The sequence below is a fragment of the Streptomyces sp. 11x1 genome, assembly GCF_032598905.1.
Taxonomy (GTDB): Bacteria; Actinomycetota; Actinomycetes; order Streptomycetales; family Streptomycetaceae; genus Streptomyces.
In genome coordinates this window covers 7725555-7739052 of the sequence record NZ_CP122458.1, presented here as the reverse complement: position 1 = coordinate 7739052, position 13498 = coordinate 7725555, and the positions used below count along the sequence as shown (strand labels likewise).

The 13498-nt window shown below is 68.9% G+C and carries 8 protein-coding genes and 4 pseudogenes; 4 read left to right on the top strand and 8 right to left on the bottom strand.

The window, feature by feature from the left end; all coding sequences use genetic code 11:
* Nucleotides 1-396: 396 nt before the first annotated feature.
* Nucleotides 397-525: a DUF6408 family protein gene (locus tag P8T65_RS33975; RefSeq protein ID WP_230212034.1), complete on the top strand. Its 129-nt coding sequence runs from the start codon at nt 397-399 to the stop codon at nt 523-525.
* 52 nt (nt 526-577) lie between these two features.
* Here P8T65_RS33975 and P8T65_RS33970 read toward each other — a convergent pair whose 3' ends face one another.
* Nucleotides 578-2695, bottom strand: coding sequence for a DUF2075 domain-containing protein (locus P8T65_RS33970; protein WP_316731815.1), 2118 nt, complete (start codon nt 2693-2695; stop codon nt 578-580).
* Nucleotides 2696-2872: 177 nt separating this feature from the next.
* A complete protein-coding gene (locus P8T65_RS33965) occupies nt 2873-4783 on the bottom strand; it encodes a DUF2075 domain-containing protein (protein ID WP_316729010.1) in 1911 nt (636 codons plus the stop codon).
* A gap of 673 nt (nt 4784-5456) precedes the next feature.
* Here P8T65_RS33965 and P8T65_RS33960 point away from each other — a divergent pair.
* Nucleotides 5457-5600 (top strand): hypothetical protein, encoded by a 144-nt coding sequence (locus P8T65_RS33960; protein WP_316729009.1) that lies wholly within the window; start codon nt 5457-5459, stop codon nt 5598-5600.
* Nucleotides 5601-5799: 199 nt separating this feature from the next.
* On the opposite strand, the gene P8T65_RS33955 is transcribed toward P8T65_RS33960, so the two are convergent.
* The 6 genes and pseudogenes from P8T65_RS33955 to P8T65_RS33930 all read right to left on the bottom strand — a co-directional run bounded on the left by P8T65_RS33955 (nt 5800) and on the right by P8T65_RS33930 (nt 11232).
* Complete coding sequence (locus tag P8T65_RS33955; RefSeq protein WP_316729008.1) at nt 5800-6906, bottom strand: ricin-type beta-trefoil lectin domain protein; 1107 nt, start codon at nt 6904-6906, stop codon at nt 5800-5802.
* Nucleotides 6907-6935: 29 nt separating this feature from the next.
* Entirely contained in the window at nt 6936-7115 is a 180-nt protein-coding gene (locus tag P8T65_RS33950; RefSeq protein ID WP_316731814.1) for a hypothetical protein, read from the bottom strand.
* A gap of 54 nt (nt 7116-7169) precedes the next feature.
* Complete coding sequence (locus P8T65_RS33945; protein WP_316729007.1) at nt 7170-9383, bottom strand: 1,4-beta-glucanase; 2214 nt, start codon at nt 9381-9383, stop codon at nt 7170-7172.
* A gap of 156 nt (nt 9384-9539) precedes the next feature.
* Nucleotides 9540-9692 (bottom strand): annotated as a pseudogene (locus P8T65_RS33940) (carbohydrate ABC transporter permease); the annotation flags it as partial.
* A gap of 22 nt (nt 9693-9714) precedes the next feature.
* Nucleotides 9715-9936 (bottom strand): annotated as a pseudogene (locus P8T65_RS33935) (sugar ABC transporter permease); the annotation flags it as partial.
* Nucleotides 9936-11232 (bottom strand): annotated as a pseudogene (locus P8T65_RS33930) (hypothetical protein). The pseudogenes P8T65_RS33930 and P8T65_RS33935, both read right to left, overlap by 1 nt.
* A gap of 322 nt (nt 11233-11554) precedes the next feature.
* On the opposite strand from P8T65_RS33930, the pseudogene P8T65_RS33925 reads away from it, so the two are divergent.
* Together P8T65_RS33925 and P8T65_RS33915 are read left to right on the top strand one after the other, a co-directional pair.
* A pseudogene (locus P8T65_RS33925) lies at nt 11555-11877 on the top strand (sugar hydrolase); the annotation flags it as partial.
* A 407-nt stretch (nt 11878-12284) separates the two neighbouring features.
* Nucleotides 12285-13343: a LacI family DNA-binding transcriptional regulator gene (locus tag P8T65_RS33915; RefSeq protein ID WP_316729006.1), complete on the top strand. Its 1059-nt coding sequence runs from the start codon at nt 12285-12287 to the stop codon at nt 13341-13343.
* Nucleotides 13344-13498 lie beyond the last annotated feature (155 nt).

Here is a 13498-nt window from a genome sequence, read left to right as displayed (position 1 = left end):
CCTTTATCACCCGAATTCGGCGACTTGCGGCGTGCGGACCACCCGCATTCTGGAGCCTCACCCATCCCCTCGGGTGGACATGCGCAGAATCCGCACAGCCGAGGCCATCGCGATCTACGCTGTCCGCCCGTCCGACGCCATCGCGTCCGGCGCCATCGCGTCCGGTGTCCGGACCGGACGCAGGAGCGTCCGAAATCGATCTGCTTCAACTGGCGCGTGCACTAACGTGGTTACCCGCTGCGCACCTTCCCGGAGGGTACGTCGGCGGTGTTCCAGGTGCCGATCCTCGGCGATGAGCGACGAGTGGTCTCCATCGCGTGCCTCACGCGGTGTGACTGCGGATGCCCGGTAGGGCGATCCCTGCCATTCCCAGCTCACGCTCTGGAGTGGAACCCGATGAACCCCGTTGAGTACAACCTTGCACGTCGTGACCGGATTCGTCAGATTCTGGTCGACGTCACGGTGGGAGTCATCACCAATCTGCTGGTGACGGCCCTTCTCGTGGTAGCGCGCCTGGTCTTCTGACCGGCAGGTGGCGGGCCCGGGAGCCCGCCACTCCACCTGTCGGGCCGCCGTTTCAGAAAAGACGCAGCTCTCCGGGCGGAGTGTCCTTCTTCCGACGCCGCCTACGGCGGCGGCTTCCTCGAGCGGGACGTGGCAGATGCGGCTGTCGCGCCTGCTCCGGCAGATTCTCCCAGGTGGGGCGCAGACCGTGGATCTGGACGTCGCCGACCAGCCCCTTCAGGTAGTCCCGGGTTTCCTCGTCAGTGGAGTAGAGCACGGTCGCCCGGCTCGCCCGGGTCATCAGCACGTGGTAGGCGTGCCGGACGAGGCGGGCGAACTCGTCGTCGTCCACGCTCTTCGGCTTCACCTTGGGATCGAACGACCCGGGAACGTCCACTCGCTTGACGCCCGCTTCCTTGTCCGCCGTCTCCTTGCCCCGGCGGAACACCCAGCGATCGCCCCGGCGGACCATGTCCTCGCCCATGATCACGCCGCACCAGTCCCACTCCAGGCCCTGCGCGGTGTACACACAACCGATCTGGCCGAGGCCGTTCTCGTGCACGGACCAGATCTTGGACGGGGGGACGGTCTTGTTCTCGCAGAAGGACTCACTGTCCGCGTTCCACGGCCGGTGCCAGTCGCCGATCCGGACGTCGGGTTCGAGCCGCTTCTCCTTGCCCAGGGGTTTCGTCCAGGGCCAGCAGTATCCGGCGACCATGCGCGCGGACGCTCCCGCCGCTGCCTCGGAACGGATGATCCGTTCGAGTTCCTCCGGGGTGTCGACGACCTCGACGTGCATCAGGCCGTCCGGGGTCCACGGCTCCGGCTCCGCGCCGGACACCCCCAGCGCGCCGCGCACCCAGCGGATGTAGGCGTCGCTGCCGCCGCACCGGAACTGTTCCCGCAGGCTGCTACGACGCAGGACGGCGCCGTAACGCCGTGCCGCGTCCTCCACGAGAGCGACGGTGCCGACCTCCTGCGGGCGCACGGACTGCCCCTCGTCGAGGAAGAACACGGTCAACCGGGAGGCGTCGAGGAGTTCGTCCACCTGGGGCTTGGTGCCCCAGTCCTCGGGTTTCCAGAAGCGGTTGGTGGAGCGGTCGCGCAGACGGTGTGCCTCGTCGCAGATCAGCACGTCCAACGGCGGGTCGGGCGGGGTGACGAAGTTGCTGAAGTAGGTGAACGCCTCCTTGAACTCCCGGTCGCCGAAGCCGACGTGCTCCTGGAGGGCGCCGTTGAAGGCCCTGCTACCGCTCGCGTACTTGACCGTATGGCCGTCCGCCTCCAGTTCGGCCTTGAGTTGGAGACCGATGGCGCTCTTGCCCGTACCGGCACCACCGGTGACGAGGAACACCACGCGACGCTCGTCGGGGACGAGGGCGGGCCGCCGGGGATCGGGTAGCACCTTGGCGGCGGTGCCGAGTATCTGGTCGGCGACCTTCTTCTGTCGGCCACGCAGGGTGAAGACCGTGTCCTCGCCGCTGGAGCGGATCATGGCGTCGAGCAACGGGGTGTTGCGCAGGCCCATGCTCCGTAACAGGATCTCGGCCGCCGAGTCGGCACCGTCGGCGGCGAAGCTGCTCCGCAGATCCGACAGCAGTTGGGGGCGGCGGTCGCTGGTGTAGACACGGGCGTAGGAACCGGTCGGCGCGTCCACGCCGACCAGGGGGAGCACTGCGGCGTCGGTGGCGTTGTGCAGATAGGCGAAGCCGCCGCACTCGTAGTCCAGCCCGTGCAGCGGTCCTCTGGCGCTCGTGAACGCCTCGTAGTACTCGCGCAGTTGCAGCGCCGGATGCTTCTTCCTCCCCATACCGGGCACATGCACCAGCTCCGCGGTCGCCCGCTCCACCCGGGTGACCGTCGACCAGCGCTTCAGTTCGACGAGTTGGACGGACAGGCCGTTCTCCTCGGGATGGTGGCCCACGAGGACGACGTCGATGAGCCGCGGGTCCCCGGCCCGGTCGGTCTCGTCGAGCGTGGCCGCGCATTCGACGACCATCTCGACGTTCCCACGGTCGGCGGCGACCAGGTCCTCGGCGAGATGCACCAGGCTCTCCGCCCAGGCGGAACGTTCAGTCAACGAGGCGTCGGTGTTGAGGAAGTGCTTCCACCTCGCGGCGAGGTGGGGCACCATACGGCGCCTCGAGTTCAGGTTCAGCAGATCCCGCGCCGCCAGTTTCAGCAGGAGCATGGACACGAGGTGGATCCCCCAGGGCACGAGTGACTCGTGCGGATGGGGGCATGTCCACGTGGGAAGCCCGTCGGGCCGCAATGACGCCTGGGATCTTAGAGAAGTGATCGTCTCCCCCGGCGCATATGACACGTCGGTCGGCTGGAAGCACAGCCTTCATGGCCGGATACAACGTGCTCACCGACGCTGAAGGGGCTCCTCGAACGCCGCAGGTCGTGACTCCGATCGGCCGGACACCAGTTCCCGGAGCTTGTCCCGGGTCTCCGGGTCGGTCGAGTAGACGATCGTGCCGACCATGCCCCGCGTCAGCAGGACCTTGTACGTGTTCCGGATGAGACGGTCCACGTCGGCGTCCGATGTGGACTTCTTGAACACCGGGTCCTTGGACGCGGTGCGGTCGGTGATCCAACGGTCACCCCGCCAGACGAGGTCCGGGCCGATGATGACGCCGGACCAGTCGTACTCGAAGCCCTGGGCCGTGTAGACGCAGCCGATCTGTCCGAAGCCCGCGGGGTCGGTGGCCCACAGCGCGGACGGCGGCGCACCGGAGACCGACCGGTCGCCGCGCAGGTTCCATGGCCGGGCCCAGCCCCCGATGACGACGTCGAGAGGCAGGGGATCGCCGGGCTTGGGCTCGGGGGACCACCGCCAGCAGTAGCCGGCGGACATCCGGGCACCGTACTTCTCGGCGCGGCGGGCGTCGAGGAACGCCTCCAACTCCTCGGGGCTCTCCGCGAGCAGCAGTTGCATACGGTCGTCGGGCTCCCACACGACCGGCCCGCCGGGCTCGAGGCCGAGGAGCCGCACCACCCAGCGCAGGTAGGCGTCACTGCCCCCGCAGCGGAACTGGCTGTCCAGGGGCACGACACGGCAGACGATGTCCCGTCTGGCCGCGGCCGCACGGATGTCGTCCACGGTACCCATCTCACCGGGCCGCACCACTTGATGTTCGTCGAGGAAGAAGACCGGTACGCGTGCGACGTCGATGAGTTCGTCGATCTGTGCCCGGCCGGTCCGCAGTGCCGCGCGGGTGTAGCGGTTGGCGGACGTCTCCCGGATGCGGTGCGCCTCGTCACAGATCAGAGCATCCAGGCTGTTCTTCTCCGTGGTCATGAAGCTGTTGAAGTACTTGAAGAGATCCTGGACCTCACGTTTCCGGGAGCCGGCCACCTTGCGCATGGTCTTGGTGAACGACTGCGAGCCGGTCGCGTGGACCGCGGCCACGCCCCTCCGGTAGAGCTCGCCGAGCAGTTGGAGCGCGATCACGCTCTTCCCGGTACCGGGGCCGCCGGTGACGATGACGACTTCCTTGCGGTCGGCTCGCTTCGCCCTCTCCACCGCGTTGAGCACCATGCGGTAGGCGACCTGCTGCTCGTCGAGAAGCACGAACTGCTGACGCTCGCGTACTTCCTCGGCGGCCACGGCCATCAGCTGCTTCGACGGCACCGTGGCACCCGAGAGCAGTTCGTCCGCGGCCCGTGCGCCCGAACGCTCGTCGCTCAGCCTCGAACGAAGGTGGTCGAGGAATTCACCACGGCGTTGCCCCGTGAAGAGCAGCCCGCGGCCGTCGCACTCGATGTCCCGCAGACCGGCCACGTCGAACTCCGTGGCGTTGTGCAGGAACGCCACTCCGCTGATCCGATGTCCGTGTTCGGCCACCGCTCCGTTGAAGTTGACCAGGTAGTCGCAGTAGCGCCGCACCTGCTCGACGGGGTTGAGGACCGGGTGGCTGTAACGCTCCACGTGACACAGGGTGGGATCGTCCTCGTGGGGCAGGACCTGGCTCCACTGTTTCAGCTCCACCACGACGTACGACGGCTCGCCCGTGACCGGGTGCACTCCCGCGAGGACGACGTCGGCGCGCTTGCTGTTCAGCGGGAGCGCGTACTCCAGCATGACCTCGACATCGCCCAGGCCGGCGTCGTTGAGCGCGGCGGCCAGCACGGGGATGCTGCGCTCCCAGGAACGCACCTCCGAGGTGCCTGGCCGATAGCCGTGCAGGTGCACGAACTGCTCGGTGAGGTGCAGGAACAGCGAACCGTCGAGTGCCATGACGGCGACCGTTTTCGCGGACGCGCGGAACAGCAAGGACTTCCCCCAGGCAGCACGAAATGACTCGTGCGGGTGGGGGCATGTCCTTCGAGACTCCACCGGGGTGGAGCGGAAGCCCGTCGGGCCGCGTTGACGTTGTGCCTGAGGGTACCTGGCGGTACTGGCAGTCGTGCTGTCGGTCGCGGCGGCAGCAGAAGCCCTACCTGGTCTCCCCTGCCACGGCCCGGATATCCACCGACGATGCGCTGGGGTGGACCCGGACCCCGTGCCGGTTTGCCGTTTCTGGTGCCACCCGGTGAACGTGGCCCGTGGAAATGTGAGGCTGCAGAAGAGTCAGGACTATTCACGCGGGGAGCCGCGCGGTGCGCTCAAACAGCTGCCGCCTCCTTCGCCTCTTCACCCCCCGGTTCGGCCCCGACCCCCGCCATACCGCGCCTCACTTCCCGAAGGGAGACCTGTCGTTCCTCGACGCCGTCCCGGCCATCGGCGCCAAGTTCGACGCACCGTCCGCGCTCGGCCCCAGCGGCGGCCCCACCGGTGCGACGGGCGACTACGGTCGAACCCTGTACCTCTCGTTCTCCCAGCAGCGCCTCCACGCCCTCACCGACGCCTCACCATGCGGCAGGGCCCCCTGCCGACCGGCGCTGCACACAGGTGCTCGACCTCACTTTCCCGAGGCGTGCGCCTGCTCCCACGACCGTGACGGCCGGTGCCGACATGCGCCTGGTTCGCCGAGGAGGAGCGCGACGGGCTGGTCTTCCGCTGCGCGAGGGTGCCCTTTCGGCGCGTCTCCCTCGCTCTCCCGGACGGCTTCCGCTTCCAGGAGAACTTCGTCGCACCGGACAGACCCTGACGACCCGCTCGCGCGCGCCCGCAGCAACACGATGGTCCAAGAGCGCCGAGATCGACTCTGCGCACAGTCGTACGATGCTTGGCCTCGCTGTCCTGCCATGTGTGAGCCGACCGCAGCCGGTGCCGTCCCCAGCGGGACCCGGCACCGGTGTCCTCCCGGGATCTGAGCCAGGACAGGCCCAGATCCTCGGGGGCGGGGTTCATCCGGCGGTCAGGGTGGTCCACTTCTGGTTGGAGCCGCCGTTGCAGTCCCACAGCACGAGCTGTGTGCCGTTGGTCGTGGAGGAGCCCGGAACGTCGAGGCAGCGGCCGGAGGCGGGGTTGCGGTAGCCGCCGTTGTGTGGCTGCCAGACCTGGTTGGCGCCGCCGTGGCAGGCCCAGAGCTGCACCTTGGTGCCGTTGGCGGTGGCCCCGCCGGCGGCGTCGAGGCACTTGCCCAGGGAGCGCAGGGTGCCGTCGGTGTAGGCGGACCAGTACTGGTTGGCACTGTCCCCGCAGCTCCACGTCTGAACGGCGGTCCCGTCGGCGGTGTTGGCGCCGTTGACGTCCATGCACTTGCCGGCGATGCCGGACTGCACACGGGAGGGCGCGGGGGCGGGGTTCTTCAGCCACCCGGCGCTGTCCGCGGCCTGAACGCCGCGGTGGAAGGCGTCGGCCATCTTCTGGTAGCCCGAGTCGTTGGGATGCAGGGGGTCGGCCAGGTCGGCCGTGGTCAGACTGCTCATGTCGACGAATGCGACGTGTTTGCCCGCCCCCTGTGCCTCGCTGACGATGTGGCGGATGGCCTGGTTGTACGTGCCCCGCCACTGCTCCTCCGAGCTGCTGGTGGACACGACCAGGGAGGCGACGAGGACGGTTGCGTCGGGGACGTCGGCGGTGATCCGGTTGACCAGCGACCTCAGCCGGGCGATGGCGCTGTCGACCTCGGAGGCCCCTTGGAGGTCGTTGGTGCCGATGTGCAGCGTCACGACGTTGGGCCGGTAGCGGGTCAGTGAGGCGTCGGCGAGTGCGGCGATCTGGTCGATCCGGTATCCGGAGTGGCCTTCGTTGTCGGGATCGGACATCGAGCCGTTCCGTACCGTGCCGACGAAGTCCAGCGGATGTCCGTCCGCCGCAAGCTGGTTCCACAGCGGACTCCGGTAGCCGTTGCCCGTGCTGCTTCCCACACCCCAGGTGATCGAGTCGCCCAACGGCATGACCCGCAGAGGCGTGTCGGAGGCGGCGGAGGCAGGGGTCACACCTGCCGCTGTGCCCCCGAGCGCGGTGGCGACAAGCGTGATCAGGGGTAGAATCCAAGACTTTCTCATGCGGTTTCCTCTGTTCTGCGAGTGATTGCTCAATCAGCGGGGCTGATCGCCGCCCGTCCGTACCAGGGCGTGATGCGTGACGACGCCTCTCTCGGCTTCCGGCTCTCCGAACACGTGCAGCCGGCCCATCCAGGGCGGGGCGTTTGAGGTGGGGTGGCGAGGACCACGCCGATGCCGCCTGCCTGCATCAGCTCCTTGGGCCTGCCCAGCCAGCCGAACTCCCGTGCGCCTGGGTGAGGTTCGCGCTTCGCCCAGGTCGGGTATCAGGCGGGCTCCCCGTACTGCACTCCGCGTCCATTGGTGGAGACGTAGACCCGGCCGTACACGCGCGGGTCACCGGTGATGGCGGCTCCGGTCCAGCCCCACTGGTGCTGGTCGTCGTTGATCCGCGTCCAGGTCTTGGCCTCGTCGTCGGAGCGGTAGATGGCGTTGAAGCTCTCGACGGCGCCGACCATGTAGATCGCCGGGTAGGAAGCGCCCCTGGCGGCCTTGCCGAAGCCCAGGGTGTGTGCGGCGTGGCAGCTGCTGACCTTGGCGAAGGTCACGCCTGCGTCGGTCGAGCGGTACAGCCCGTTCGCCTTGAGGCTGAGCCACAGGTCGCCGGTGCGGCCCGGAGCAGCCGTCAGCTGGAACTCGCTGTCGCCCGTGCTCAGGCCGGTGGCCCGCGCGGTGAAGGTCCGGCCGCTGTCGGTGCTGGCGAACACCGTGCCGGTCGTGGTGTCGAAGGCGTAGAAGCGGGTCGGGTCGACGGGGTCCGCGATCGGGGCGGCGCTCTTCGGGAAGGAGGCGACCTCGGACCAGGTGGCGCCGTTGTCGGCAGAGCGGTATCCGGGGTTCGCCGTGCCGAAGGACCACAGCAGCACGCTGCCGTCGGCGTTGGTGGCGATCGGCCCCGGCGCGTCCTTGGCGACGGCGGGCTGCGCCTCGAAGGGTGCCCAGGTCTTGCCGCCGTCGTTCGAGCAGGCGCCGTTGCCGTCGTTGCCCCAGCCCGCCCGGACCACATACGACGGCTTGGCCGCGGCCAGCGACAGGCCGGTGGAGGTGCCGAACACCGGGTTCGACGCCATGCCGCGCGACGGCGACGCCGTGAGCCGCTCGTGGTACATCACACCGATGTCCCCGGACCCGCTGAGCAGGTGCGCCTCACCGGTCGGCGGCGAGACCAGCTGGCGGATGGACGCCTCCTCCAGGCCGCGGATCTGCGGGGCCCAGTTCTTGAGGTCGCGGGTGCCGTAGATGGTCGCGCCGGTGCCGTGGACGACATGCTTGGAGTCGTACGGGTCGAGGGCGAGGGCCTGGATCCACCAGCCGAACTTGACCTTGTCCCCGCCCCACTTGAGGTAGGGGGTCTCGGAGACGTCGAAGACGGCCCTGTCCTTCAGGGACGTCCAGGTGCGGCCGCCGTTCGTGGATCGGAAGACGGTGTCGATCTCGGCCCACCGGTTGTTCGTGGAGACGACGAGCGTGCCGGGGCGGCGGGCGTCGACTGCGACTCCGCCGTAGCCGAAGGAGTCGGTCGACCCGTCCGTCGCGGTGCCGCCCGGCTTCACCGGGGTGACCTCGGTCCACTTGCCGTTGACGGTACGCAGTTTGTGCACGCTGCCGTCCGACTGGCCGTTGGGCCCAGGCGCGTCGGCGTACGTCACATACAGCTCACGCGTGTGCCTGTCGTAGGCGGCGCGGATCGGCACCTTGGCCGCGGTGCCGGTGGGCTGCCCGGGGACGGCCTCCCAGGTCGTGCCGTCGGAGGTGCGGTACAGGTTGGGCCGGCCGGCGGTGCCGTCGGAGTCGCCCCAGCCTGCGTAGACGGTGCGCCCCCCGGCGACGAGGAGCGTGACGCCCTGGCCGGTGGCGCTGGGGGCCGCCGGGAAGCCCACGGCCTGCCAACTGGCGCCCCGGTCGGTCGACTTGAGCAGCCCGTCATGCCGGGTACCCAGCCACAAGGTGTCACTGTCCCGCGGATCGACGAGCAACCGCTCCCCCGCACCCCGCCCGTCCTCGTTGCCGCCCAGTCTCACGGTCAGGTCGGTGCGCTTCCAGGTGGCACCGCGGTCCTCGGACCGCAGCACGGCCCCGTTACCGGCCCAGGTCTGGGTGTACGCGCCGAGGGTCAGGTACAGCCGGTTCGGGTGGGCCGGGTCGACGGCCATCGCCTCGACGCCGAGCAGGTTCCAGTCGTCCCAGCCGAGGTGATCGGTCAGCGGGATCCAGCGGTCGGTACGGTCGTCCCAGCGGTAGGCGCCGCCGATGTCCGTGCGGGCGTAGGCGAGACCGCGGCAGGACGGGTGGAAGAGGATGCCGGTGACGAATCCGGTGCCGCCCTGGACGGCGTTGCGCCAGCGGTAGGTGGGGGCGGCAGTCTCGGCGTCGTTACCGTCGGCATGCGCACGTCCCTGGAGGACCGGCAGGGTGGCGATCGCGGCGGTGGCAGCGGTCCCGGCGAGCACAGCTCTTCTTCCCAGATGGAACGTGCGCATGACATACCTCTTTCTTGTGCAGGACAAAGGGGAAGGTGACGCCCTCAGGGCGCGGGGCGGTATCTCTGTGCGGCTGCGCCGCGTGGGCGCGAACAGCCACAACGAAGCCACGGACAGGCGACCGACGGCTCTACGGCGCGGGCCGGGGCAAGGGCGTCACCCCTTGATCGCCCCGGTGAGCATGCCCTTCTCGAAGTGCCGCTGGACGAACGGGGAGGCGACCGCGACGGGGATCAGGGCGAGGACCAGGACGGCCGTCTGCAGGCCCGGCGCGGAGAGTTCGCCGGTATGGACCGCCTGCTGGAGGCCCCCTCGGGGCCTCGGCGTTCTAGTTGAAGATCAGGAGCAGGACGGTGACGGGCAGGGTCATCAGGATGAGCGTGCGGTCGCGGCGCAGCCGGATCCGCCAGGGCACCTTGCCCGCCTTGCCGGCCTTGCTCGTCCTGCGCGGCACCCGGTCCTTCGCCGCCGCGGCGGCGACCGCGGCTCTCCGTTCCTCGACGGCGGCGGGGGGACGTGTCCCGTCGGGCCTGCTCCCGGCCGTGAGAGACATCAGTCGCCACTGCCGTTCTTGTCGAGGAGCTCCTCGTACCAGTCGCGCAGCTTGTCGCTGCCGGAGGACTTCCAGGTGGAGATGGCGGCCTGCACGTCGGACAGCTTCTTGTGGCCCCGCACGTATTCGAGCTCCAGCTGCTCGAACTGGCTCCGGAGATTGGCGTAGCGGCTGGGCTCGACGATGGTCATGCCGTACGTGGACGTCTTCTTCATGAAGGCACCCATCCGCTACTGCCACTCGACCTGCTTGCGGGCCACGTCCGGGAAGTCCGGGTGGGCGACGTAGGGAGCCGGCGCCGCCGGCGACGACCAGGCGTTGATCACCTCGGAGTTGCCCCGGTCGTTCTTGACCGGGCCGCCGTCCTTGACCGTGTAGTGGGTGCCCTCGACGCCGTAGTGGACGAGCATCCGCTCCTTGGTGCCGTGGGGCGCTGCCGCGAAGTCGGCGGCGGCCAGCGCGTTCTCGATCGTCTCCTTGGAGGCGCCCTTGTGGATCAGCGACCAGAGGTCGGCGGGCCGGGCCGCCCACAGCGGTCGGATCGCCGCCGTCGGCACCGAAGTGATCCATGGCATCGATCTGGAACTCCGGGTTGGACTGGGCCTGTTCTGCGGTCTTGGTGTACCAGGCGGACATGTCGCTGTTGAAGACCAGGACCTCTCCGGCGGTGAACCGCCGGCTTACGTCGCCGGAACGCGCCTTGTTGTCGGGATGGACCACCCCGGCGTCGAACAGCTTGCCGACGCACGCCAGGGCCTTGGGGAACGCGGGCTCCTCGATGCGGTAGGTCAGCCTGCCGTCGCCCCCGATGTTCCAGCCGAGCGTCCCGGCCGGGCGGACGGCTGAGATGGCCTGCGAACTCCAGCTCATGTCACCGCAGGCGTACACCTTCGCCTTGGCGCCGGTGACGTCCTTGGCCCAGCTGAGTAACCAAGGAGGGACGGCGCCGAGTTTCTCGCCGTAGGTGTTGCCGTCCTGGTTCTGCCAGGTGACCTTGGTGCCCGCCGCGGCGTCCAGCACCGTGCAGTAGGGGTTTCCGGGCTTCGGCGGGGCACCCCGGAACGGGGACATGATCTTGAAGGGGGCGCCGGTGCCGAGCTTGTCCGGCACCGATGTGGCGAGGGCCGCGAGATCGACCTTGCCGGTGCGGCCGGCCGCCGAGCCGTTGCCGTCCGACCCACCGCAAGCGGTGAGCAGCGGCATCCCACCAGCCACGGCTGGGGCGGCGACCGCCGTGGAGGCGAGGAGGCTTCTCCGGCTCGGCACTGAGGACATGGAGGCGACGTTCGGCGTCATTGCGTCAACCCTTCATGGCGCACCCGGACACCCGGCGGTGGGCCGTCGGCTGCGGTGGCGTGACTTGAACCAGCTGACCTGAAAGCGGACATCCCATCACTGTCGACGCAGTATCAGTCGAAGCGCTTCGATGCTCTGCGAGGTTAAGTGAAGGCCCATGGGCACACAAGGGTCGCTTCAAAGATTCCTCCGAGGCACTGGAGGAGATCCTTCATGTTCTCCACTTGATGAAGGGTGTAGATCTCTTGACGCTCTCCCGGCGCCCTGACATGCATCGAAGCGCTTCGAAAGCAATCTCCGCTCCACCTCAGGCGAATCCCACATGTCTGCACGCACGACGCACACACCACCGCCGTTCCGCGATCACAGCCGACGTTCGCGAAGCGCATCGACGACTTTCCGGCGCGGCTCACCCTCGACGAAAGGATGGGATGCCTGCATCCGTTCACGCCCGCGGTCGGGCACCTGGGCATCGCGGCCTTGCACACAGGCCAGGAGGCCCCGCATCGCGTCGCCTGGATGGGCCAGGCCACCGTTCTCGCCCAGACGGTCGGCCTCGGTACGACCGGGAACACCGATCTCGTACGGTGTGCCGGCGAGGCCGTCTCCACGGAGACCCGCGCGATGCGTGCCCGCGACGACCGGGGGGCCTGAAGCTCAGGCCCCCGGAGACACCCTCGGTCGGCCTCTTCGTGGGTGACGGTCCGGTACTGCTGTCGGCCTGCTGCTCGGCGGCGCCCCCCTGAGTGGGGGAACCGCCTGCTATGCCCAGCACTTTGCCACTGTTGCGGTTCACCAGCTCGTAGTAGCCGTCCCCGGTGGGCTTCAGCTGCCGGCGGGGCGGCGAGTGTGGACGGTGGCCGCGGGTTCGCGTGCTGGTTTCCGATGTGTTTCATGAGGTTTGCGCGAGGCATTGACACCCGCACGGTCAGCTCCTACTTTTCCTTCACGCGAACCGGTTCGACGCCGGTAGCGAGCATTACTCCCACCTCTGCCTCTAACCGGTCCCCCTCTCCTCTGGAAGCATCGAACCGGTTCGATGAAGGAGTTCCGTGAACATCGGTGAAATTGCCAGACGGGCCGGTGTCTCGCGCAGCACCGTCTCCTATGCGCTGAGTGGCAAGCGTCGGGTGTCGGACGACACCCGGGAGAAGATCCAGCGGGTCATCGACGATTTGGGCTACCGGCCCAACGCGAGTGCACGTGCCCTGGCCAACGGCCGGACCAGCACCATCGCTCTCGTCTTCCCTCCAGCCGGGGAGCACTACACCGGGATGCAGCTCGACTTCATCGGCAGTGTGGTCGAAGCCGCGGCGGCGTACGACTACGACGTGCTGCTCTCCCCGAGCGGCGTGGACAGCGACCGCTCGTTCCAGCGACTGCTGGGGGAACGGCGGGTCGACGGCGCGATCCTGATGGAGATCAGGCTCCAGGACGACCGGGTCGACCACCTCCTTGCCGAGAGTTTTCCCGCCGTCTGCATCGGCCGCACCTCGCGGCCGGAGAGTGGCTGGTGGGTGGGCCTGGACCACACGGCGCTGGCGGCGGCCTGTGTCCACCACCTCGCGGACCTGGGCCACGACAGGGTCGCCTTCGTCAACCGGCCCGAGCGGCTGCTGCGCACCGGGTACGAGTCCGCGCACCGGGGGCTGGACGGCTTCACCAAGGCCGCCGCGGAGCGTGGGCTCACCGTCCGCACGTACAACTGTGAGGACGACGCACCGTCGGGTCAGGCCTGCCTGGAGCGGATCCTGTACGACGATCCCGACACCACGGCCCTCGTCACGTTGAACGAGGCCGCGCTCGGAGGTCTCTACCGGGGCCTGGCCCATGCGGGCCGCCATGTGCCGCGCGACTTCTCCATCACCGGTGTCGTGGCCGCCCGGTGGGCCGAGACGGTGACCCCGCAGCTCACGGCGGCCGACGTGCCATCGGCGCAGATGGGGCACCTGGCCGTCGACCTGCTCGTCGAGCGGCTCGACCACCCTGACGCGCCACCTCGCCACCAACTGCTCGCCCCGCCGATCTCGCTCCGCGCCAGCACCGGGCCCGCAGGCCCCCGCCCTCCGGGGGACACGCGCGGGATCCCAGGCACCGACTCGACCGCCTGACAGGCCGCCCTCCGCATCCCCTGTGGATCGGGAGCCCTGCTCCTCCCCCTCCTTCACCTCCCGTCCCGTCACCGTTCAACCGGCCGCTCCGCGACTCCGCCGCGCTGTTCAGCCTGCCCTGCTCTGCCATCCGTCCACCTCCCCTGGCATGCCCA